10 protein-coding genes are annotated in these 26,970 nt (G+C 36.1%); all 10 read left to right on the forward strand.

Annotation, left to right across the window (positions count from 1 at the left end; genetic code table 11):
* Positions 1 to 578 precede the first annotated feature (578 nt).
* The 10 genes from JOD29_RS11580 (at position 579) to JOD29_RS11640 (ending at position 26,794) form a co-directional block, all read left to right on the forward strand.
* On the forward strand, positions 579 to 1,994 hold the full coding sequence (locus tag JOD29_RS11580) for an efflux RND transporter periplasmic adaptor subunit (RefSeq protein WP_124763277.1): 1,416 nt from the start codon (positions 579 to 581) through the stop codon (positions 1,992 to 1,994).
* Positions 1,991 to 5,122, forward strand: coding sequence for an efflux RND transporter permease subunit (locus tag JOD29_RS11585; RefSeq protein ID WP_124763275.1), 3,132 nt, complete (start codon positions 1,991 to 1,993; stop codon positions 5,120 to 5,122). Before JOD29_RS11580 ends, JOD29_RS11585 begins: the two co-directional genes overlap by 4 nt.
* Positions 5,123 to 5,183: 61 nt before the next feature.
* Entirely contained in the window at positions 5,184 to 6,101 is a 918-nt protein-coding gene (locus JOD29_RS11590; RefSeq protein ID WP_124763273.1) for a TetR/AcrR family transcriptional regulator, read from the forward strand.
* Between the two features lie 248 nt (positions 6,102 to 6,349).
* The gene (locus tag JOD29_RS11595; RefSeq protein WP_158610519.1) at positions 6,350 to 7,894 is read left to right on the forward strand and encodes a glucosyltransferase domain-containing protein; all 1,545 of its coding nucleotides are present in this window, start codon (positions 6,350 to 6,352) and stop codon (positions 7,892 to 7,894) included.
* 340 nt (positions 7,895 to 8,234) lie between these two features.
* The gene (locus tag JOD29_RS11600) at positions 8,235 to 9,659 is read left to right on the forward strand and encodes an MBOAT family O-acyltransferase (RefSeq protein ID WP_124763269.1); all 1,425 of its coding nucleotides are present in this window, start codon (positions 8,235 to 8,237) and stop codon (positions 9,657 to 9,659) included.
* Positions 9,660 to 9,668: 9 nt separating this feature from the next.
* On the forward strand, positions 9,669 to 10,853 hold the full coding sequence (locus JOD29_RS11605; RefSeq protein ID WP_124763267.1) for a DHHW family protein: 1,185 nt from the start codon (positions 9,669 to 9,671) through the stop codon (positions 10,851 to 10,853).
* A gap of 367 nt (positions 10,854 to 11,220) precedes the next feature.
* Entirely contained in the window at positions 11,221 to 17,463 is a 6,243-nt protein-coding gene (locus tag JOD29_RS20450) for a choice-of-anchor I family protein (RefSeq protein WP_239585680.1), read from the forward strand.
* Between the two features lie 94 nt (positions 17,464 to 17,557).
* A complete protein-coding gene (locus tag JOD29_RS11630; protein WP_124763265.1) occupies positions 17,558 to 20,962 on the forward strand; it encodes a DUF6359 domain-containing protein in 3,405 nt (1,134 codons plus the stop codon).
* Between the two features lie 115 nt (positions 20,963 to 21,077).
* The gene (locus JOD29_RS11635) at positions 21,078 to 21,686 is read left to right on the forward strand and encodes an endonuclease I family protein (protein ID WP_240033593.1); all 609 of its coding nucleotides are present in this window, start codon (positions 21,078 to 21,080) and stop codon (positions 21,684 to 21,686) included.
* A gap of 143 nt (positions 21,687 to 21,829) precedes the next feature.
* On the forward strand, positions 21,830 to 26,794 hold the full coding sequence (locus JOD29_RS11640; RefSeq protein ID WP_124763261.1) for an S-layer homology domain-containing protein: 4,965 nt from the start codon (positions 21,830 to 21,832) through the stop codon (positions 26,792 to 26,794).
* Positions 26,795 to 26,970 lie beyond the last annotated feature (176 nt).

The following is a 26,970-nucleotide window of genomic DNA, read 5'->3' on the forward strand; positions in this document are numbered from 1 at the left end:
GAAAAGTCGTAAAACAATAATCGCTTGAATAGTATAAAGGTGAATAATCTAAAGGAGAAAGTCTATCGAATTAGGTAGGCTTTTTTATTGTTGGTTTATAGTTTTGCCGGGGTGTTATCGTAAAAAATTTCTTTACAATTGGTTCAAATTCTCTTGAGACTACAGAAAATCTGTGCCATATTACAACACGTTACAAGGGCAAAGTAAAGATAGCTAATAACTGTTTATTTATGACAAATTTAATAAAACTATTACAATAGTATTTCGTTGACATAAAAAAAAGAGATAGGTAGAATTTAGTTGAACTGGTAAGTCCAAAAATGACTAGATGTTCCAAATGATAAGGGGGATATAAAATTTTAACAGTACATAATCTTTTTAACCTTGTTCGGTAAGTCATGTCGACAAGACCGACAACCTTCAAGGCCCCCCGTTAATAGCACGCGATCTGTATGTCTTAACAAGACATTGTCGACATCCAAGGCCTATTATGTAGCCTAAACTTGATTTTGAAATCTGGAATCAATTAGCCATGAAGTAATGATCTATCTAATTTTTTAAGTGAGAGGAAGAAAAAAGTGAAAAAAAAGGAAGCGATTTTATCAATTGTAATTAGTTCTGCACTTTTAATGTCAGCCTGTTCCTCTGGAGCTACGAGTGCAAGCGAGAGCGAGAGTAAAAGTAAGCGGGCGGCTATTAATGTAGAGACAGCCTCAGTAGAGTTAGAGTCTCTTGATGCGTTATCCAGTTTCTCCGGAAAGCTTGAACCAGTTGAAGAAACGAACGTATCCTATCAAATTGGTGGTAAAATCCAAGATTTAAAAGCAGATGTTGGTGATTCTATTAAGTCTAGTGAGGTTTTGGCAAGTTTAATTGATTCAGACTTACAGTTACAAGTTGATTTGGCTGATAATGCAGTTCTTCAAGCTGAAGCAACGGTTATTTCTGCAAATTCGGCCATCTCTGCTTCGGAAGCTAATATTGGGGCAGCAAATGCCCGAATTAATAGTGCTCAAGCAAATCTAGCACAAGTCGATAAAGGCGCACGTGCACAAGAGAAAGAACAAGCTAAAATAAACGTCGATCTAGCTAAAAGTGCACACGAGAAATTAAAGACAGATTTAGAAAGAATTAAAGCGTTATATGATCAAGGTATTGTGGCAAAATCACAGTACGATGAAATAAAACTTCAAGTAGATAATGCTCAAAAACAAGTTGCCATTGCTGAACAATCTTATTCTCTTATTACAGAAGGTTCTACTGAAGAGCAACGTGATATTGTTCGTTCAGGTATCAAAGAAGCAGAAGCAGGTAAAGCCCAAGCCCAAGCTGCAGCAAAACAGTCACAAGCTTCTAAAAAACAAGCTGAAGCTTCTTATCAACAAGCATTGATTGGTAAAAAACAAGCTGAAGTAGCTTTAGCAAAAACAAAACTTACTTCGCCAACAAGTGGTGTCATCTTAACGAAACATGTTTCAGAAGGTGAACAAATTAATGCAGGTGACCCAATTTACACAGTTGGTAAAATCAATCAATTAAAGGCGATCCTTCCGATTCCAGATAAAGAAGTAGCGAATTGGAAAGCAGGAGATGAAGTGACTGTTCGTCTTTATGATGAAGAAAGAAAAGGTAAAGTTTCAAAAATCTATCCCCAAACAAATGAGGGAACAGGGACAGTAAGTGTAGAAGTTGTCATTGATAACGAAGAACTTGATTGGCTTCCAGGTCAAGTCGTATCTGCTAACAGAACTGTAAGTGATAATGTGGGAATTCTTGTACCAATCGAAGCGGTGATCTCAAGTGGCTCTGATCCATATGTGTTCAAAGTCGTAGATGGACATGCTGTGAAAACTGCTGTTGTAACAGGTAAATTAGTAGGAAATAAGATTCATATTGTTAGCGGATTAGAAGAAGGAACGGAAATCGTTATTCGAGGGGGAGAAGGAGTACTCGATGGGGACCCATTGAAAACTAGTGGGGGTAAAGAAGAATGATTCGGTACTTAATCAAAAAGCGTAAAATTACACTCCTCTTCTTTGCGGTTGTTTCCATTTTTGGTTTACTAAGTTTTTTTCAATTACCGAAACAAGAAATTCCTGACTTAGTTATCAGTCAAGCTATGGTAACAACGACTTACATTGGTGCCACACCAGAAACAGTTGAGCAAACGATCACAAAACCAATCGAGCAAAAAATTAAAGAAATGCAAGGTGTTGATACGATTACTTCTACATCGTCTGAAGGCGTATCAACGATTATGGTAATGTTAGAATCTGGAGCAAATCCGAAAGAAAAATGGCAAGAGCTACGAACAAAAGTTCAAGATGCCGGGGGTGAGCTTCCAGAAGGTGCAAATCAGCCCTTTGTAAACGATAATCTTGTAACAACATTTGTTAGTTCTTATGCAGTGACTGCAGACAATCCAGAAAAACTAAAAGAATTAAGTAGTTTAATGGATTCTTGGAAAGACCAATTACGAGCAGTTCCTGGTATTGCTGACATCGATATTAAAGGAATTCCTGATCAAGAAATCCGGGTGAACTTAGATACTCAAAAAATGCAACAATACAATATCTCTTGGTCTCAAGTATCACAAGCAATTCAAGCTGAAAATGAACGTACGCCTATCGGGGATATTGATTTTCAGGAACGAAACTATCAGCTAAGAATCGAAAATACACAAAACATTGAAGATTTAAATCGAGTTATTATTACAAGAACTTCAGATGGTTTTCCAATTTACTTAGAACATATTGGAAGCGTCGAACTTACACATGCTGAAACTTCATATTATGCTTACAGTAATGGGCTACCAACTATTACTTTAAATATTAGTGCAGAAACAGGCAGTGATGTTCCAGCAATACATGATCGTGTTGTTGAAAACATGAAAAAACTAGAAACAACACTTCCAGATGGTTTTGAGTTAGACCTGCTATATGCACAAAAAAATACAATTGATGATATGTTCCATGGCCTATCAAAAGAATTATTGATTGCCATGATCGCCGTTATTATTGTATGTGTCATGGCATTAAATTTAGTGACTTCTTCTATTGTAATGTTAGCCATTCCATTATCATTAGCGGTTGGTTTAGTTGTATTACCAATGTTTGATGTAACACTGAACCAAATGACGGTTATTGGAGTTATTATCGTACTCTCGCTGTTAGTAGATGATGCGATAGTTGTAAATGACAATATTGAACGGCGATTATCCTCTTTAGGTGAGAAACCAATGGAAGCAGCAGTAAATGGAACTAAAGAAGTAATCATATCCATTATTACAGCCACTTTAGCAACAATCTCTGCCTTTCTTCCATTATTGGTCTTGCCAGGGGATATGGGGAAATTTATTAAACCAATTCCACTAGTGATTATCTTTTCACTATTAGCGTCGATGGCTATGTCATTAACGATTGTACCGATTTTCCGAGAATGGTATGAATCTCGCCATCAGAAGAAAAAAGGGAAACCAAATAAACACCCGGGATTCTTGGGTAAACAAATCAATGCCTTAAATCGCTTGTATTCAGGTAAAGCGATGAAAAAAGTGGTGAAGCGTCCAATACTAATTGGTACGCTAGGAATCTTAATTGGTACTGCAGCCTTTGGATTAGCAGCTTTTGTACCAGTAGAGTTATTCCCAAAAGCAGAAGATCCACAATTCACGATTGATGTTTCGATGCCAACAGGTACATCACTTCAAGAAACTGACCGAGTGGTAAAAGAAATTGCTGCTTGGGTTCAGGAAAAGCCTGGAGTAGAGGCGATTACGTATGCTTCTGGAGGCGGTGCACCTCAACTATTTAATGGTATGGGGGCAGGAAGTGGTTCAGGCGCTGGTCAAATCAATATTCAAGGTGAAGAAGGAAAGTTTGATATTCAAGCAACCCTTGATGAATGGAATGATCACTTTAAAGAGGCATACCCTGGGATTTCAGTTATTGCATCTTCACTATCTGCAGGTATCGATGTAGGGGATCCTATTTCAATTCGTTTAACTGGTCAAGATATGGAGCAGCTTCGAGGCTTATCTGAACAAATCAAAACAATCATTGCTGAAACAAATGGAACTTACGATATTTCAGATTCTGTTGGTGTTGAACGCTATGCTTTAGAGTTTATTGTCAATAAGGAAGCAATGGATCTAAATCAAGTAAGTTATACGAACTTAACAACAACGTTAAGATTACTAACTCAAGGGTTAGGTGTAAGTGAGTTTGATACAGGAAACGATTTAATTGATATTAAGCTTTATTTAGATGAAGAGATCCAAGGTGATCCAACTTCTTTATATCAACAGTTGAGTGTAACAAATGCGTTAGGGGAACAAGTTCCATTAGCACAATTAGTTGAAATGAAACCAACATTCTCAGTTCAACAAATTAATCACCATAATTTAGAACGTACGATTACAGTTGGGGCAGATATAACAGAAGCAACAACTGCTACTGCGGCTATGACTGAAATTATACCGAAGATTGAAAAGTTAAATATGCCTGATGGATATAAATGGTCAATTGGAGGGGAAGTTGAACAGCAAACCGAATCCTTCCAAGACTTAGGACTGTTATTCATCGCATGTCTTGTAATGATTATCGTGTTAATTACGATTCAATTCAACTCATTCTCAATACCGTTAATCATTTTGACAACAGTTTATTTAGCTGCAGCTGGTGGTGTGATTGGAATGTTTGTTACACGTACACCACTTGGCTTTATGTCGGTTATTGGGATTACTGCGTTGGCGGGTATCGTTGTTCGTAACGGTATCGTGTTGATCGAATTTATGGAAGATGCAAGAAAAGAAGGAATGGATTTAACGAGCGCCGTTATAAAAGCAACAGAGGCTCGTTTCCGTCCGATTATCTTAACAGCATCTGCAGCTATTTTAGGGCTTCTACCAGTTGCGTTAATTGGAGATATTTTATTTAGACCAATGGCGATTACAATTATCTCTGGTGTTATCTTCTCTACTGCTTTAACTTTATTTGTAGTACCTTCTTTATATTTGATTGTGGCAAATATGAAAAACAAGCGGATTAATAAAAAGCGTACAAAACTAGAAAATTTAGAGAAGAAGGCAAAAGAAAAGGAAAAAGAAACGATTACTTTATAAGTACTAGGATTCAAAGGGGAATTCCCTTTTGAATCCATCGTTTTAATGGAGGCAATGGAACTTGGATAAAAAAAAGCTAGAAATCATTAAAATTGCCATCCACTTGTTTTCAGAAAACGGCTACCATTCCACATCAGTGGAGGAAATAGCTAAAGAAAGTAATATGGCAAAGGGTTCTTTCTATAAGTATTATCAATCTAAAGAAGATTTGTTAATTGATATTATTAATACGATCCCACTAGAAATCAAGCAAGTATTAACAAAGATTTATAGCAAAGAGTACGATTCTTCCATACAGAAATTAAGCGATTTAATTACCGTCTGTTATGAAAAGGTATTTGTGAAACAAATTCAAATACTAATGTCCTCATGTAATGATGGGGCGTTAATTAAGAATCAAAACATTCACGATGTTGCAAGAAATATTTCAACTGAAATTGATACACTTCTAAGTGAATTCTTCATCAACCTTTATGGCGAGAAAATCAAGGATTATGTTTGGAATTTAAATCTCTTATTTACAAGTCAGATGGTGAATTATTTAATCTTAAATCGTGAAAGACAAGTAAATACAAATTTAGAAGATACGGCGAATTTTATGGCCACTTCCATCGAGATATTGGCAGAAGGGTATCTAGAAAGAAAACCTAAACCAGTGATAATAGGGAAGTCTCAAATAGGGAAGAATCAGTCAGATGAAAGCCCTCTAGTAAAAGGACAAAAGATACGCAAAATCCTAAGTCTAATAAACCACACTGTAAATAACTCAGTACATGGTACAAAAGAAAAAGAAGAATACATGCAAGTAATCTATTTACTAGAAGAAGAGTTGCTTCAAAAAGAGCAAAATACCATTTTGATTAGGGCATATATTTCTTCATTGGAATCTATTGCAGAACTAGTAAATGAATGTAAAGAACTGAAGAGTTTATTAGAAATTGAGCAAAATCAGGACCGATTATCTAACTTACTAAGATAATCATAAACAGAGACAAGGGGACAGGTTCCTTGTCCCACTAGATATTTATCATATGGCTACCAACCATTAGGCCCAGCAGAATTTAAAACTCTGCTGGGCTTATTTTTGTACGCTATACTGTACTATAATGTTAACTTCCAGTATTTAGATCTAAAACTCGTATAAAAAAATTTAATGTCAGAAATACTAGTAATATTATTTCAGATACTGCTACATATGTATATAAAAGGAAACTTAGGAGGTAAATGATGCGAAAGAATGGTGGATTCACCTTACAGGAGCGCATTCCATATGAATGGAAACTGGCTTTTTATTCTGCGTTCATCATTGGATTACTAACTCACCTTTATATTTTTGTACATAGGTTACCCAACCATGATGGTCTATTAAATATTTATAGTTCGCAAGCGAAAGTAACATCAGGTAGATTCTTTTTAAGCGCTGCTAGCGGGTTAAGTACTTATTTTGATTTACCGTGGGTGATTGGGTTACTTTCTATTTTGTTCTTAGCATTAGCTGCCATTTGTATAGTTAGTTTATTTGAAGTTAAAAAGAAAATCTCGATTGTATTGATTTCAGGAATTGTCGTCACATTCCCAAGTGTTACGGCAACTTTTTCATATATGTTCACTGCTGACGGCTATATGATGGGCACTTTTTTTGCAATCCTCGCTGTCGTTTTAACGAAAAAGTATCGATTCGGTTTTATTATAGGCGCAATCCTTTTATGTTTAGGTGTAGGAATTTATCAAGCGAATTTATCTGTGACAATGGCTTTTATCACATTATGGTTAATTCATGATATTCTCTTGAGAAAAACGACTACAAAAGAGCTAGGGATGAATGTTCTTCGTTCAGGTCTCATGCTTGGAATCGGGATGGTCGCCTACTTAGTTGTGTATAAGATTTATACGAAATATTTAGAAGTATCCATTACGAGTTATCAGGGACTCGATAAAGTAGGGACAGTAACGTTCGAAGACTTTCCGGATATTTTTGATCAGATCGGACAGGATTTAAAGACTTTCTTTTTTGATGGATTCGTCAATCAGACACAAGTGGATTTTTTCGAATGGTTAAATGTTTTGCTATGTATTACATTAATCATCGCAACGGTAACAGTTTTGCTGATAAAAAAAGTCTATAAGAATATTGTGCAGCTTTTGGTTTTGGTACTTTTAATATTGAGCTTGTCAATTAGCTTCTATGTTGTTTATTTCCTATCTCCCGAAGCAATTTATCATATATTAATGGTATTTAGTTTATGTGTCGTCTATATTTATTTAGTTCTATTATATGATGCAGTGGATGTACGGAATCCAATGATAGTTGAACGTTTTATTTCATGGTCGACGGTGGTGTTATTAACACTGACTATTTATAATTTTGGATTAATTGCTAATATCGCTTATTTTAATATGGAACTTAAGTTTGAGCGCTCCATCCATTTAGCCAATCGAATATTAGATCGTGTAGAACAATTAGATGATTATGAGGATGCTAAAATGATCCATGTTGTGGGTCGATATCAAATGGAAACAGATTTGTCTTCGAATATTATCCCTAAAAAAACTCCGAAGATGATTGGTTCAACGGGGGAACATATCGTCATATACACTGCACACTTCCAAAAGATGTTCGAGCATTTTCTAGGGTATAAACTGGAGTTTTTAACACCTGAGGAATTAGAAGTATTTAATGAACGGGATGAAATCAAAGAAATGGGAACGTGGCCGTCACAAGATTCTGTTCGAGTCATTGGAGATGTGCTTGTCATCAAAATGGCTGAATAATAAAGAAGAAATTTGTTATAGAGTGTTAGAGAGTTGTTTGAATGAGGACAACTCTTTTTTTGTGTTGAAAATCTTTACATTTATACGCTGGAGCCCTTTGAGTTTCATTTTATTTCATATTCTAAAAACTAAAATTCTAGTGTATACTGAATACTTGAAATAGAATAAAATGACATTATTCGACGGGTTTCTATGGATTAATAGAATTGGATTTACAAGATTTTTAGCAAGCAATGCAATTCCAAACAACCTTCACACGAAAGGTGTTTTCTATATTTAGAATTTAATCTCGTACCAAACCGTTAAAATGCTAATTTTTATTTAAGACTGGAGAATTACTATGGTTTTTAGTAGCCTTTTATTTTTGTATGTATTTTTACCCATCGTAATTATTTTGTATTTTATCTCTCCGAAAGTATTGCGAAATAGCATATTGCTCATCGCAAGTTTACTTTTTTATGCGTGGGGAGAACCTAAATATGTAGTGTTAATGCTGATTTCCATCTTTATTAACTATGTATTTGGGATCGTCATGGACAAGGCTCAACAAAAATCTAAGCGATTGACATTTCTTTGGATTACCGTGATTTTGAATCTAGCTATTTTAGGGTATTACAAATATGCGGGGTTCTTTATTGATATCTTTGCGGATCTAACTGGGAAGGAAATCGAATGGGAAGCAGTACCACTGCCAATCGGGATTTCGTTCTATACGTTCCAGGCGATTAGTTATATTATCGATGTTTACCGAAAAGAGGTACCGGCACAACGTAGTTTAATTGATTTATCATTATTCATTACGTTATTCCCACAACTTGTTGCGGGACCAATTGTTCGATATCAAACAGTTAATGAAGAAATTAAAAAACGTTTTACTTCAAGTTCAGATTTAATGATTGGGACAAGACGTTTCATTCAAGGGTTAGGAAAGAAAGTCTTAATTGCTAATCCGATGGGCGAAGTAGCCGATCAAATCTTTGCCATTTCTGGTGGAGACCTAACAACAGGTACGGCCTGGATTGGGATTATTGCGTACTCACTACAAATCTACTTCGATTTCTCAGGATATAGTGATATGGCGATCGGTTTAGCGAGAATCTTTGGCTTTAAATTTGAAGAAAACTTCAATTATCCATATATCGCTCAATCCGTTTCAGAGTTTTGGCGTAGATGGCATATTTCATTAAGTTCATGGTTTAGAGATTACGTGTACTTCCCACTTGGAGGAAGTCGTGTAAGTCATGAATGGAAAGTGTACAGAAATCTATTAGTAGTTTGGACACTTACAGGGTTTTGGCATGGAGCAAGTTGGACATTTATGGCGTGGGGCTTTTACTTCGGGATATTAATTTCACTAGAGAAAAAATTCCTATTGAAGTGGTTAAACAAAATTCCAAGAGTGTTCCGTCATATTTATGTATTGTTTATCGTTATGATTGGTTGGGTATTCTTTAGAGCAGACAATTTTTCTTATGCATTTGATTATCTGAAAGCAATGTTCTTTATGACAGATGCGGCAACATTTGATTACAATACCCTATTGTATATGAAAGACTACTCTATTTATTTCATTGCAGCGTTTATTTTATCTATGCCAATCTATATCATGTATCAAAAATGGTCAGAGTCGAAAGCAGAGAAATCCATTGCTTTTGCAGCACCGTTAAGAATTTGGCAAACTGTTTTCTACATTGCACTGATTCTAGTGATTACAATGTATTTAGTAAATGCAACACATAATCCATTCATTTACTTTAGATTTTAGGTGAAAAACATGAAAATACTAAATTTCTTATTACCCATAGCCTTTATTGCGGTCCTAGTAACGGGCCTTGTTCTTCATTTTACAACCGTAGATCGTGAAATTTCCGAGATGGAAAACCGCTCGCTTCAACAGGGAGATTTTGAACCAACTTTCAAAAATGTGATTTCAGGTGAGTACGTAAAAAAAGTGGAAAGCTATATCACAGATCAGTTTCCTTATCGTGATGATTGGATGAAAACCTATGTAAAGAGTCAAGTTGCACTTGGAGAGACTTTTATTAAGGATTCTTATTTTGTCGATGCAGAGTCTGGGTGGATTGTAACGAAAGCAGTTGAACCAGTAGAAGAAGAATCCATCACTGCCTTTGCGAATGACTTTGTAGGTTTTAAAGAAGGTCTAGCAGCAAAAGACATACCAATGGCGTTCTTTACGTTCCCAGCAAAAGCGACATATATCCGAGAGCCAAGTCCAGACTTTATGCCAGTAGACGGTGGAATTGAAAGTAACAATCGTTTACATAAAGTGCTAACAGAAAAGGGCATTGATAACGCAAAAATCATGGATTCAATTCCTAAAGGAGTAGACGTCCATAATATGTACTTTAAAACAGACCATCACTGGAAAATGTTTGGTGCGTATCAAGGTTACTTAGCTTTAATGGAAAACATAAATGAACGGATTGGTGAAAACATTGAACCAATCCCATATGATGAAACAAATAATGTTTGTTTACCAAATGCATTTTCTGGATCATGGAACAAAGTGCTATACATGACGGTTAAAAGTGATGATCAAGTATGCTATAACAATCCGGAATCTTTTGAAACACAATTCCAAGTTTATAAAGGTGATGTAATCGCTGGAAAAGAGCCACTGTCATTTAGCGACATTTATGGACAAGCCAAAAAAGTGGATGATACAGAACTAGTATCCTATGCTAGTGGTTACTCAGCCGACTATGCAATGCTAAATATATTAAATAAGGACTACGACTCTGATAAACACATTGTCGTTGTCAAAGATTCCTATTTTAATGCGATTCAGTTCCACGTAGCTAGCCATTTCAAACAGCTAACAGTATTAGATTTACGTTACCTTAAAGGTAATCCAACAGATATCATTGCAAAGTTAAATCCAGATTATGTATTCTTTGTTTATAATGATCGAAACTTTAATGTTGTAGAGAGTTATTAATGATTTATAAGAGTTATCCCTAGAAAGTTTTGGGATAGCTCTTTTTTTGATCATTATTTCTACAAGATATTACACTATCAACAGGATTAATATAAATTACAATATATTTCTGCAAGATGTAGGTCATTAGTTGTGTGTAATGTTAAGAAGTAAATTTCTTGTAAATGAAAATATATTTAATTTCCCTATGAAAACGACCAGGACCCTTGAATTATCTATGTTTATAGATTAAGAATCACTAGTATTATAGATACTTCCATATTTACAAAATCTTGATAAAAAAGCCCCTTAAGGTTTACAAATGTCCATTACTATTAATTTAAGAGATTTTTAGAATTATGAATTAATAGGAAAAGAGGTTTATTTTATGAGTAAAAAGATGAAAAATAAGAAGTATTTTGTCGCAACACTTGTTGCTACAGTTGCTGCTTCAAGTACTGGAATAGTTGCACCTCCAACAGCTGATGCTGCAAAGTCGTTTCCTGATGTGAAAACTAGTGATTATTTCTATGAAGCTGTGTCTAATTTAGCGGAACGTGGCGTTATTAATGGTTTTCAGGATGGCAAATTCAAACCAAATCAAAATGTAACGCGCGGTCAAGCTGCAGTTATTATTGCAGGAGTATTAGGTCTTGATACGAAAAATGTGACCAATCCAAACTTTAAAGATGTCACAACGAAACATCCATATTATGGTGCAATTGCTGCGCTAGCAAATAAAGGATATATTAATGGGTTTGAAGATGGAACATACGGTGCAGACAAGCCAATCACACGTAACCATATGGCAATAATCATTGCAAAAGCTTTTAATCTAGAATCATCTTCCAATACTAAAGCACCGTTTACTGATATGTACCCAGACTATAAAGGGTTTATTACGGCTCTTTACGAAAATGGAATTACATCCGGTACGACAAAGTCAACATTTGGTGGATCTTCTAACGTAACACGTGGTCAATTGGCACAATTTGTTGTAAATGCTGAAAAAGCTAAAAAGGCCGGTCATGTGGAAGAATCTTTCACAGTTAGTAATGTTACGGGTTCTACTATCCAAACTTCAAAGGGCGAATTGAAAATTGCTTCTTCTCTAAAGTCTATTTTTGCTTCTACTAATGCAGAGGCTTTAAAAGGTGCAGAATTGAAAGCAGTTATAGAAGATAGTGAAGTAAAATCGATTTCATCAATCACATTAAATACGGCAGGTACAGCAGATAAAACAGTCGTGTTTGATGGTGGTAAATCAACTATTACTGGCAATGTGAAAGTAAATGCTGACTATGTTGCAGTAAACAATGTAACGGTAAATGGAGATGTAATTTTAACTAGTAAAGTAGTAAATGAGTTTGCAGCTGAAGGATTAGTTGCTAAAGGTGAGTTAGTAATTGAAGAAGCCTCTCCAGCCGCTACAGCAGTTGCTTCTTTAACAAACGTGGTAGCAGAAACAGCAAAAGGGCCAAAAATTGACTTAAAAGGTTCATCAATTAATAGCGTTCATGCAAAACGTGACAATGTTGCCATTTCATCTGATAAAAAGCTTCCAGAAGTAAAAGTCTCCACAAAAGTAACATCAATTGAAGTGAACGCAGATGTTGAAAAAGTAACGATTAACGTAACGGTTAAACTTGAAATCACTGGTAAAGGTTCAATCGGTGAAGTTGCAGTAGAAAAAGCAGTTGAACTAGCACTTAAAGTTGCTGGACAAGTAAAAGAACTGGTAGTTGAAAACAAAGATACAAAAGTAGAAGTAGGCGTAAGCGTAGCGATTGATAAATTAATCGTTCCAACAGGTTCAGACGTTGCCTCTGTCGTTAAAAACTACAACAGCGTAAAAGACAAAATTAAAGATGTAAAAGATGATAAAGGATCTGAAGTGAAGCCAGGTAACAATTCTGGCGGTAGTTCTGGAGGGAGTTCAGGTGGATCTAGTGGCGGTTCATCAGGCGGTGGATCTAATAAAGTAGATCCTAAACCTGTTTCAACAAATGGTGTAACTCAAATTGCTAGATATGATAGTGGTGAAGGAGAAACTGGTACTGAAATCGCAGCGTATGATGTAAAACGTAAATTAGCATTCGTCACAAATGGGGCTATTGCAGGCTTCGATATTCTATCATTTGCAAATTTAAAATCAGGAGAGTTTAAGAATATCTCTTCTGAACGAGTACTTCTATCTTCATTTGGGATTAAAAATGTAGATGATATCACAAGTATCGCATCACATCCAACTGAAGATATCATTGCAATTTCAGCGGTAAGCAATCCGAAAACAGATCCTGGATATATTATATTCGCTTCAAAAAATGGTAAATATATTACCCATGTGCAAGTTGGATCATTACCTGATATGGTGACTTTTACACCTGATGGTAAAAAAGCGTTAGTTGCTAACGAAGGAGAACCTAGCGAAGATTATTCAGTAGATCCAGAAGGTTCAATCTCTATTATTGATATGGAGAAATTTAAAGAAGAAAATTATAAAGCTCAAACTCTTTTGTTTACTGAAGATTTACTAGACTCAAAAGTACGAGTAAGTTCTAGAGGTACAGTATTACAACAACTAGAACCTGAGTATATTACAGTTTCTGAAGATAGCAAAACTGCTTATGTTTCACTACAAGAAAATAATGCAATTGCAACTATTGACTTAGAAGCAGGTAAAATCCTTTCCGTGAAAGGGCTCGGCGTAAAGGATTATTCTAAACCTGGTAATGAATTAGATGCATTAAATAATAAAAAAATCAAAATCGAAAAACAACCATTACTTTCACATTACATGCCTGACGGTATCGATACAATTACTGTGAATGACAAAACTTACATTGTAACACCAAATGAAGGTGATGCACGTGATTGGGAAGGTTACTCTGAAGAAGCTGAAGTTGCTGATATTATTGACTTCATTAATCTAAAAGAAGAATACTATGAAGGCTATTCACAAGAAGAGTTAGATGCTTTTGTAAAAAAACTGAAAAATAATGAAGATGGTTTACTAGATGCTTTCGGTAAAGTGAAAATTACGAAAGAAAACGGAGTAAAAGACGGTAAATACGAAGCTCTTTACGGTTACGGTGGTCGTAGCTTCTCAATCTTCGATGCTGACACAATGGAATTAGTGTATGACAGTGGAAATGACTTTGAAAACATTACGTCATTATTAGCACCTGACTACTTCAATACAACAAATGATGAAATCAAAATGGATAACCGAAGTGATGATAAAGGACCAGAACCAGAAAGTGTTGTAGTTGGTGAAGTAGATGGAAAACCTTATGCATTTATTGCATTAGAACGCTTCAGTGGTGTACTGGTTTACGATTTGTCAGATATTAAAAAACCAAAATACGTAACGCTTATTTCAAGTCGTGATTTCTCTCAAGATGTTGCAGGTGACGTTTCACCAGAAGGTTTAGTATTTATTTCTGCTGAAGATAGCCCAACAAAGAAACCATTATTAGCTGCAACACATGAAGTGTCTGGTACTGTAGCTGTATATGAAATTGGTTCATTTGAAGAAAGTTTCGAAATGTCGTTAATGCATACGAACGACACACATGCTCGTACAGATTTAGCTCCTAAACGTGCAACAGCTGTAAAAGAGTTTAGGGAACAAAAACCAAATTCACTTTTACTAGATGCAGGTGACGTATTTAGTGGAACACTTTATTTCAATGAATACCAAGGTGAAGCGGACTTAAAACTGATGAACTATATGGGTTATGATGTTATGACTTTTGGTAACCATGAATTCGATTTAGGTTCAAGTCCAGAAGGTCACAAAGCATTAGCTGATTTCATTGAAGGTGCTAACTTCTCATTTGTTTCATCAAATGTTGATTTTTCAAAAGATGATAAATTTACTGGCTTATTTAGTGACCTAATCTCTAGTGATCCAAAAGGTGGGAAAATCTATAACGGTATTGTAAAAGAGATTGATGGAGAAAAAGTTGGTATTTTCGGTTTAACGACTGAAGAAACAAAAGATATAGCTTCTCCAGGAAGTATTGCATTTAAAAATTATATTGAAGAGGCAGAAAAAGCAGTAAAAGCTTTCGAAGGTATGGGAGTCGACAAAATAATTGCAATCTCACATCTTGGTTTCGATGATAGTGAAGCTGTAGATAACGATCAAATTCTAGCAAAATCAGTAGAAGGTATTGACGTAATTGTAGGGGGGCATAGTCACACAAACCTATCAAAGCCAGTCGTAATTAACGAAGATATTAGTGGTGACAAAAAAGATGCTACGTTAATTGTACAAGCTTATCAATATAGCGATTACCTAGGAACACTTGACGTTACATTTGATCATAATGGTGTTGTTGTAGATTATAATGGTGAATTATTAAAAGTTGCTGATTATGCTGAAGATGCTGAGGCTTTAGAAATTATAAAACCTTATAGCGATAGAGTTAAAGAACTAAATAATACGGAAATAGGCGTAACTTTAACAAATGCTCTTGCGAATCCACGTACTTCTGATGAAGGAAACACAGAAAAATTAAGTGTACGTAAACAAGAAACAATCCTTGGTAATTTAATTACTGATGGAATGCTTGCAAAAGCAAAACAATACACTGACAAAGATGTAATAATGGCATTCCAAAATGGTGGAGGAATTCGCTCTAGTATTGATGCAGGGCCAATTACTGTTGGAGAAGTCATTAACGTACTTCCATTTGGTAATACCTTAGCTTTAATGGATGTTACAGGAAAAGAATTAAAAGAAGCATTTGAAATAAGCGTAGAGAAATATCCAAATGAGAATGGTGGATTCTTACACGTAGCGGGTGCAAAAATTGAATATGATTCAACTAAACCTGCTGGTGAACGTATCGTTAAAATTTCCTACAAAGATGCTGAAGGCAAATATGTAGAAATAGAAGATGGAGAGACATATACAGTTGCAACAAATGCCTTCACAGCTAAAGGTGGAGATGGTTACCATGTGTTAGGAGATGCCTATAAAGAAGGTCGTGTAACAGATCTTGGGTTATCAGATTGGGAAAACTTTAGAGACCATTTAATAGCTAATAAAGATGCTATTCCAACGACTACTGAAGGCCGTATCGTAGACATAGCGGGTCAAGTGCAGCCGGATGAATCTTTAAATATGACAGTACTTTCAGACATACATGTTTTTGATCCAGCATTAGGTACAACTGGAACAGCATTTGAGGAGTATTTATCAAAAGACAGAAAACTCCTTTCTGAAAGTAAAACAGTTCTTGAAGCTGCAATTGAAAATATCAAAAAAAGCGACTCGGAAGTAGTACTAATTTCAGGAGATTTAACAAAAGATGGGGAACTAAGTAGCCATCAAATAGTAGTAGATATCTTAAAGGATTTAGAAAAAACAGGTAAGAAAGTCTTTGTTACTCATGGAAATCACGATATTCTAAATCCAAATGCCGTTAAATTTAATGGTGATAAAACAGAAGATGTTGAATATATCGATGTTAAAAAGTACAAAGAATTGTACGCTGATTTTGGATATAGTGAAGCCATTGCAAAAGACCCTAATTCATTAAGTTACGTAGCAGAATTAGACGATGAGACAAGACTTATTGTGATGGACTCCGTTCTTTATGATACAAACGTGGCTGATGATTATCCGAAAACGGATGGTGCTATTAGTCAAGAAAGACTTAACTGGATTTTAGAACAAATTGCTGTAGCAAAAGCTGAAGGTAAACAAATCCTTGGAATGACTCATCATGGAGTTGTAGAACACTTTGGTGCTCAAGACGATATATTTCCACAATACGTAATACAAGACTGGCAAACGGTTTCTGAAAGATTAGCAGATGCAGGTTTAAACATTGTTTTTACTGGACATTTCCATGCACAAGACGCTGTGAGCAAAACAACAGCAGCAGGAAATACAATCTATGATATTGAAACAGGTTCACTAGTTACTTTCCCATCTCCTTATAGAAATGTAGAAATCGCTGACGGAAAGATGACAATTGATACAGTGACTGTTGATTCAATTGCAGGTGTTGATGACTTCCCTGAGTATGCTAAAACATTTTTATTAAAAGGAATGAAAGTACTTGTTCCTACTGAATTAGCAAAATTACTTGGTGTTACAGTTGCTGAAGCTCAAGGGATAGCTAGCCAAGAGTTGGCACCAGGAATTGAATTAGGTGATTTCGTTGCGAATGCCTTACTGGCACATTATGCAGGTGATGAAAAAGCCGATGCAGCTACTAAAGCAGTTATTGAAGGAATGATTGCAAGTACAGATTCAAAGCAAAAAATGCTGGGTGAAGCAATTTATTCAATCTACGCTGATACGACAGCAGATAATAAATTTATGATTGATTTAAATACACTGGGCGCAAACGTTAAAGAAGTACCTGCAGATCAATTCTCAGGTACACAGGAAGCATCAAAAGTCCATGAAGGTAATATTACAGTTAACGTTTCAGAGATTAAAACTCTAACAAATGCTGAAGTTACAGGAAACCTAATGCTTACTGGTACTGTAACTGAGGAAATTAATCTTTCTAACATTAAGGTTGGTGGAAATCTAAATCTAACAGAGATTAATAGCGATAAAGTAGATTTGACAGGTATTGAAGTAACTGGGGAGACAACTTTCTAAACTTAAAAGACATCTTATAAAAAGTAGGAGGCTTTGTCATTGTCCAAGTACAATAAAAGCTCAAAAAATCTATAAGAAATAGGTGAAATAAATAATGAGTAAAAGATCTAACAAAAAGTACTTTAATGCATTTCTAGCAACTAGTTTAGTAGCAAGTGCTGTAGCTCCAGTAATGCCCTTCAGTGTAAGTGCTGAAACTATTGATTCTGTTACAACAGAGAGCGTTAGTTATATTTCTGTTGCTGATGCAATTGCAAATAATACAGGAAACGCAAAAGTAAAGGGATATATTGTTGGATATGTTAAAAGTAAAACGAATGTTATTAAAACTGGATTCCCAGATGATAATAACTTTGCTATTGCAGATTCAATGAATGAAACTGATACATCGAAAATGTTGTTTGTACAAGTTACTTCAGGATATCGTTCTGATTTTGGATTAAAATCCAACCCAGATTTAATAGGCCAACAAGTTGAGATTACTGGAAACCTTGAATCCTATTTTAGTAGTCCAGGACTAAAATCACCTTCTGCTATGTCCTTGTCAGGTGATAATCAAGGTAACCCGGAAAAGCCTGAGCATTCGGAGGAAACTGAAGTAATTTCAATTGCTAATGCTCATACAAAAGCAATGGGTGAAACTGTAACGGTTAAAGGCATCGTGGCGGCCAATTTAAAAAATACTATCTCAATTCAAGATGAAACAGGTGGTATCGCAGTACGTCCAGCTAGCCTAGATATGAAAGTTGGAGATGAGGTAACACTAACAGGTAAGTTAGCTGACTATCGAGGATTACTTCAATTAGATTCTGCTTCAATCGTCGAAAAAGGACCGAACGTAGGAGCTCCTCAAGTTAAAGTTGTGACTGGTGCTGAGGTGAGCGAAGAAAATGAATCACAACTCGTGACAGTAAAAAACGTTACACTTAATTCAGTAACAGGAACAACCTGGAAAAATTTCACTGCATCTGATGGTTCAGAATTTATCGTTCGCGATGAAACGGGTGAACTTACTTCATTAGAAGTAGGTACAACTTACGAATCGATTACAGGAATTGTTCAACAGTTCGAAAATGATTATCAAATCATTCCCCGCTCAGAACTCGACATCGTGGTTGATAGCACGGCTATTAAGCCTGCACTCGCTTCTCTTGGATCAGGCACATTTGTGGGTTCTCAATCAGTAACATTATCTACAACAACAGCAGGAGCCGAAATATTCTATACATTAGATGGCTCAGAACCAACTGATCAGAGTGCTAAATATGTGGAGCCTATCCAAATTACAAAGAATACAACACTAAAAGCAATTGTAAAAGCTCAAGATGGTACATTTAGTGAAGTCTCAACATTTGATTATAAGATAACGGATTCTTTACAAATTCATGATCTTCAAGGAGAAGGACATACCTCTCCATATGACGATCAAACTGTTCAAGGAATACAAGGAATTGTAACTTACAACTTCACGTTAAATGGCTCAAACTATTATACAATCCAAACACCTGATGAATTAGCAGATAATAATGTAAAAACTTCAGAAGCTATTCTCCTATATAGTGGTAAAAATCCATGGGATATTCAAGTAGGTGACTTAGTTTCAGTGACTGGTACAGTTGATGAATACGCGTACGATGGTTATAGCAATCGTAACAATACAGACATGAAAACAACTCAAATTAATGTTCGTGATGACAAAGGAGGAAAAGTTGAAGTTCTTCAAGAAAATGTTGATTTACCGGAACCTTTTGTAATTGATGAAAGTACTCTAACAGCTAAGCATATTGAAGATGATGAATTAACAGAATTCCAACCAGAAGAAGATGCACTTGACTTCTGGGAAAGTATTGAAGGTATGCGTGTTGAAGTTGGTAGCGTTAAAGCAGTTGCTCCACAAGAACACGGTGATTTAATAACAGTGCTTGAAAGTGCAGAAACAAATTCTTTACATGGTGGCCTGTTATTAACAGAAGATGATCAAAATCCAGAAAGAATCCAGTTCCGTTTAGAACCAAATGGACCTGCTCGAGACCTTGAAGTTGCAACGGGCGATAAATTTGAAGGGCCAATCACTGGAATTGTTGGTTATTCGTATCAAAACTATAAAATCTATGCGGATTTAGACAAAATGGAAAATGCATATGTAAAGGGATCTGCAGTTCCAGAAAAAACAAACATTGTAAAAGCTGATAACAAATTAACAATTGCATCGTACAACCTAGAAAACTTCTCGAATAATAGTGCTTCAGACGAAACACCAGATTCAAAAGTTAAGAAATTAGCAAGAGCGATCGGTACTGATATGGGAAGTCCAGATATTGTTGGTGTAACTGAAGTTCAAGATAATAATGGACAAGATGCTGGTGGTACTGCAGCAAACGAAAGTTATGAACGACTAATCGCAGCAATTAAAGCTGAAAGTGGAGTAGAGTACAAATACTTAAATATAGACCCAATCGCTGGTCAAGATGGCGGTGCCCCAAATGCGAATATCCGAGTTGGATTCTTATATAATCCTGAACGTGTTACATTACCGGATGGAATTGAATCAGGGGACGCGACTACAGCAGTTGGTTACGAGAATGGAAAACTAACACATAATCCAGGACGTATTGACCCAACGAATGCAGCATTTAATAGTAGCCGTAAACCATTAGCAGCTCAATTTAACTTCCAAGGTGAAGAAGTGATTGTAATTGCGAATCACTGGAATTCAAAATCAGGGGATACGCCTTTATTTGGTGCTACTCAACCACCTGTCTACGGTAGCGAGGAACAACGTCATAAGATTGCAAACGTTGTTTATGATTTCATCGAGGATATTAAAACGAAAAATCCTAATGCAAACATCGTTTCACTTGGAGACTTTAACGACTTCCAATACTCGAAATCATTAGAAATCCACGAAGGCGAATTAATGACAAACATGATTAATACAGTGGATGAGAAAGATCGTTATACTTACCTGTTCCAAGGTAACTCACAAGTATTAGACCATATTTTAGTATCTAATAATTTAGTGGACAATACTAAAATTGATATTCTTCATATCAATGCAGACTTCACTGACATGGCTGGTCGTGCAAGTGACCATGACCCAGTGATGGTACAAATTGATTTGAAAGCTAAAGATGAAGTAGATCCAGTTGAACCAATCCAAGCAGAACAAGTTTATAATCTTACAAACTATAAAACAGGTAAATTAATTATTAATAAACCAAGTGTGTCTGTAAAACTAGACAAATCTTCTGTAATTAAAAATGGAATTGTATTTACTGGAGAATATGCAGAATTTGAGGGCGAAGGTTTAGCGAAGGTTACGCTAACAATTCAACCAAAACAACCTGGTGCCATCATAGATTTAAAAGGATCAAATGTCGGTAAAATCATTATTGATGGACCAAATGTCAAAGAAATTCGCGGATTAACTGCAGAGAAGAAAGAGAACATTGAATATATCAATGGTGCCAACGCAGAAAACATAAACTTTCCCAGCTAAAGGATCACGTCCGGATCCTGAGCAAAATCCAGAAGTTGATCAAGAGTTAGCAATCTACTATCAAGATGCTTTTGGAAAAACGGGACAAGCATTAAAAACTGCGTTACACGAAATCATCGATGACCATACGCAGCTTTCATATAGTCAAGCGTGGGAAGCCCTTCGTGAAACAGATAAAGATCCGAGAAATCCAAACAATGTTATCTTATTCTATTCAGGAAAATCCATTTCTGGGAACAGTAATGGAGGAAAAGTAGGAGAATGGAATCGTGAACATACGTGGGCAAAATCTCACGGTGATTTTGGGACAAGTATGGGACCAGGCACTGACATCCATCATTTACGTCCAACATATGTACAAGTAAATACTTCAAGAGGAAATTTAGACTTCGATAATGGTGGAAGTCCAGTTAAAGGGTGTGAAGGATGTAAAAAAGATTCCGATTCCTTTGAACCACCTGATCGAGTAAAAGGTGATGTAGCCCGAATCCTATTCTACATGGCAACCCGCTATGAAGAAGGAGACCGAGTTAACCTTGAATTGAACGACAAGGTTAATAACGGTAGCAATCCATACCACGGCAAACTATCCGTTTTACTAAAATGGCATGAACAAGACCCGGTTGATGATTTTGAACGTAATCGTAATGATGTCATAAAAAAATGGCAAGGAAATCGCAATCCGTTTATAGATTATCCTGAATGGGCTGAAGAGATTTGGTAATACGTTTAATTTGAACTAATTGAATGTCATAAAAAAGATTGAGTTCTTTCACTAGAGCTCAATCTTTTTTTGTCATAATCTCACTATCGGTTTCATATATACATAGGTATTTAAAAATATGACAATTCAAAAGGAGAATATATATGGCGAAAAGGGGAATTGGGTCACGTAAGTATTTAAACGCTGGCATTACTGCAGCTTTAATTGTTTCAAGCGCGGCAATAGCAGCACCTAATCAGGCAAAAGCTAGTTCGGATTTCTTGGATATAAAAACTGGAGACTATTTTTATAGTGCTGTAAAAAGTTTATCAGAACGTGGGATTATCAAGGGTTTTCCGAATGGAACTTTTAAACCAAATGACCATGTAACTAGAGGACAAGCTGCCATTATCATTGCAGGGGCATTGGGATTAGATACAACAGATGTAATTGATCCAGCATTTAAGGATATTCCAAAAACTCATCCGTATTATGGCGCCATCGCAGCTTTACATAATGCCGGCATTTTAGGGGGATATTCTGATGATACGTTTCGACCTAATGAACCTATTTTGCGTTACCATATGGCTAAAATTATTGCTAAAGCCTTTGATTTGAAAGGGGCGAAACCGAATGCTTTACCATTTAAAGACATTCGTGGTGATTACAAAAATGCTATTGCAGCTCTTTATGAAAACAACATCACATCGGGCAAAACTCCTACAACTTTTGATGGAATGGCAAACGTGACGCGCGGACAGTTAGCGACATTTGTTGTGAAAGCAGAGCAAGTTGATATAGAACCCGTTTTCACAATCGAAGATATTTCATCTAACACCATTAAAACAGATCATGGCGTATTTACTCCTTCCTCACAATTATCCCCAATTTTTACCGAAGAAAATTCGAACGCTCTCAAAGGGGCAAAGTTAATTGCGATAATTGAAGATGGAAAAATAATTGAGATACAATCGTTAACTTTAAACAATTCGGAGAGTTTATTTAGTGGAAGGGACGCCGCTATCAATAACTTAACAATCAATGCAGATAATATCGAAGTTAAAAATGTACATGTAAGAAATTTGAATGTTTCAAGTAATGTGGATAAGGAAATTTCCCTCGATCGTGTTGTTGCTGATAACGTATTGATTGATTCAGCAGATCATTCTATTGCTTCCATAAATGGCGTAATTGCGAATAATGCAAAAGGTTTAAACGTCAACTTAAGAAACTCAACGATTAATCTACTTCATGTTCAACGTGATGGAATCATACTTAACGTTGATACAAAGTTACCTGAAATACTCATTGATGTGGATGTTAAATCAATTCAACTGAATGGAGAAGTCGGAAAAGTAGTCGTGGATGTGACAGTGGAGATTGATATTACCGGTAACGTAAAAATAGATCAATTAATCTTGACGAAAGCTCGAGAAATTGTACTGAATATAGCCGGTCGATTAAAGGAACTACTTGTTCAAAATCAATCCACGAAAATTGAAATTGGCACACAGTTGAATCTAGAAATGGTAATCATTCCAGCAAAGTCAACAATTTCCTCCATACTAAGCAACTTCGAGCAAAGAAAGCAAAGCATTTCAAAAATTACTGATAGTTTAGGGAAAATACTTTACACACGCACCACTGGATCCAGTGGTGGAAGTGGAAGTTCAAGTCCAGCATTAGTCATTACGGGTGTAACAGAGGGGGAATTTTATAATATTAACGTAGTACCTCAATTTAACAGAGGCACTGCAACTCTATCAAAAAATGGTGGGGAAAAAGAGAATTTTGTTTCCGGAACAACCATTAGTGAAGAGGGGAATTATGTACTTGAGGTCATTTCATCAGGAAATAAAGTAATTGTTGGGTTTACGGTTGATAAAATATCCCCTACAGTTACCGGGGTTTTAAACGATAGTGCAAATAATCAAAATGTCATTCCTAAATTTGATGAAGGAACTGCAACTCTATCAAAAGATGCCGGGGTAAAAGAGAATTTCACGTCCCTTACAACCATAACAGAAGAGGGTCAATATATATTAGAAGTAATCGATGAAGCTGGTAATATCACAACCATCAATTTTGTAATCGATAAAACGTTACCTATAATCACGGGAGTAGCGAATGCTTCTTATTACAACAATGAAATAACACCAGAATTTAATGAAGGAACTGCCAAACTTTCAAAAGATGGTGGACAAGCAACTGACTTCGCTTCAGGATCAACACTGAGTGAGGAAGGCGTTTATGATTTAGTAGTAACGGATCTTGCCGGGAATATAACAACTGTGAAATTTACGATAGATAAAACTGCACCAGAAGTTACAGGTGTTGCAAATGAAAGTAATTATACTAGTGATGTGACCCCAACATTTACTGAAGGGTCTGCAACTCTAACGCAAAATGGCGGAACAAAAAATCCGTTCACTTCCGGCACGGTAATTACTGAAGATGGCGACTATGTTTTAGAGGTGACGGATTTAGCTGGTAATATTACCACAATTCAATTTGTCATTGATCAAATACCACCGATTATTACTGGGGTAATTAATGGACATTTTTACAAGAATGCTGTTACACCGGAGTTTAATGAGGGAACAGCGACTTTATCTAAAGATGGTGGTGCAGTTGAAGGTTTTACTTCTGGAACACCGATTGGTCAAGAGGGTAGTTACACATTGATTGTAACAGATGGGTCAGGGCTTAGTTCAACTGTTCAATTCACAATTGATCAAACAGCACCGACATTCACAGGGGTAAGTGATGGGGCTTCATACAGTGGAAATATAACTCCAACATTTAATGAAGGAACTGCGAAACTAGCAAAGAAAGGGCAAGCAGAAATAGATTTCACATCAGGTGCAACACTTGAAGAAGAAGGAGAATACGTATTAAAGATTACGGATCTTGCTGGAAATGCAACAACAGTGCACTTTTCAATTGATCAAACACCCCCATCCATAACTGGAGTAGCGGATGGTAATCTTTATAATAAGGCGGTTACTCCAATCTTTAATGAAGGAACTGCCAAACTGTCGAAAAATGCCGGTGAACAAACAGATTTCACGTCTGGAAAGTCAATCGATGAAGATGGCCAATATGTGTTAGAAGTGACTGATGCAGCTGGAAATCAAACGAGTGTCGAATTTAGTATCGACCAAACACCACCAACAGTTACGGGAGTTGAACATCAACACTTCTACAATGAAAGTGTTACTCCGAGTTTATCTGATGGCACAGCAAAGCTATCTAAAAATGGTGAAGAAGAGTTCAGTTTTACATCAGGAACTTCAATTAGTGATGAGGGGTATTATTTATTAACTGCAACAGATGTTGTAGGAAATTTAGCTTTGGTCGAATTTACAATAGATAAGACGGCGCCTACAATTAATGGTGTTGATTCTAATAAAAACTACAAAAATAGCGTGGAGCCAACATTTAATGAGGGAATCGCAACATTAGCTAAAAATGGAGGGCCTGCTGAAAACTTCACTTCAGGAACTTCCGTTAGTGAAGAAGGTTCTTATGTTTTAATTGTAACTGATCAAGCAGGTAATATATCAATCATCAACTTTACAATCGATCAAACCCCACCTACCATAACAGGGGTAACGCAAGGTGGTTTGTACAATCAAGACGTGACGATCGTGTTTGATGGCAATGGGCAACTTTCAAAAAATGGTGAACCACCATATAACTTCGAATCGGGTAATGTCATTCATGAGGATGGAGAATATGTATTAGTTGTAATGGATGAAGCAGAAAATACATCTAGCGTTTCATTCTCGATGGACCAAACAGCTCCAATCATATCTGGCGTAAGCGACGGTCAAAATTACAATCATAAGGTTGCACCAATATTTAATGAAGGAACCGCAACGTTAACAAAAAGCGGAGAGGAAGCGAAAACATTTACCTCAGGCGTAGAGGTTACCCAAGAAGGTTCTTATATTTTGTCAGTAATAGATGAAGCAAATAATGCAACGACAACTTCATTTGTCATTGATTTAACAACTCCAACACTTGAAGCGGCGATGATTTCCTCTAGTAAAGTTGATAACCCTAAAATTGCCGGAAGAGCAGATCGAATAACTTTGTTTATTGATGCGAATGAAGCAGTAACTATTTCCGACAAATTTGGAACAATTGGCTCCGGGAATATTAATTCGTTGCAAGTAGATGATGCAGGAGATGAAGATGAATCGACTTGGAATCTCACATTTGATGTAGCTAATCAGGATCCAAATCTTGAAGGTAATGTTGAGATTGAGTTTACAATGACAGATCCAGCCGGAAATAAGCAGGTGTATAGTACTGGATATATTACAGATGGAAGTTCAGTTGAGGTTGACCAAAAAGCTGCCATGGTATTGGATAGTGTAATGGATAGTGAAAAAGGATTTATCGATATCACATTCTCTGAACCGGTATATGGTGATTCGTTTGGTCCTTTAGGGAAAGAAGACTTCATCCCAGTCTTGCATAAGGTTGGTGAAGCTTATAATAACAGCACGGCAACAATCACAAATATAACAAGGGTTGACGGTTCTTCATTAGTTGGAGGAGAAACAAAAGTGAGAGTTCATCTCAACTACTCTGGAACGACTATACAAGGAGATAAAATAGAAGTTAAATCAGCTGAGAATTCTATTTTGGACCAGGGAGGAAATACGACAGCCTCTTCAGAAACATCTGGAGTTTATCCGTTGAAGCCACTTGTTACTTACACATGGAATGACGAAAATGATACGATTACATTTACGAGTGAGTTATCCATGACAACATATACGAATGTTAAACTTAAAATTGCAGGTTCTCAAAAGTCAGGGGATCCGAACGTATTTTTAACAACTGCTACACCAATCGGAGGAGATGAAAGAATTAAAATTTCTGTAGCTCCAGGTTGGGATAATGATGCATTTTTCGGTGCAACAGGTAATGGCATATTTGCTCAAGCAATAAATAAAAATACAGTCCAATTTACAGCAGATAATAAATATGGCGCATCTTTTATACAGGACCACTTCTATGTGATTTTTGAGCATCTAACTGATCCAACGATTAAGACTATCATAGATTTGAACATCGATTCAGGAGCAGGAAATATCATTAGAATAAATAACTAGTTGTTTAATAGATATCTAACAGAAATTAATAATAGGTGGAACCTTATTCAAACAGAAAAAAGTCTCCTAAGCGTAGGAGACTTCAGATTGTCGACAAAAGGCCTTCAGAATGGTTTCATTCTGAAGGCCTTTTGTCTTTTTGAGATTTTCCGGGTATTTTTCAGTCTTATTTTAAA

Source organism: Lysinibacillus composti, assembly GCF_016908465.1.
GTDB classification, from domain to species: Bacteria; Bacillota; Bacilli; order Bacillales_A; family Planococcaceae; genus Ureibacillus; species Ureibacillus composti_A.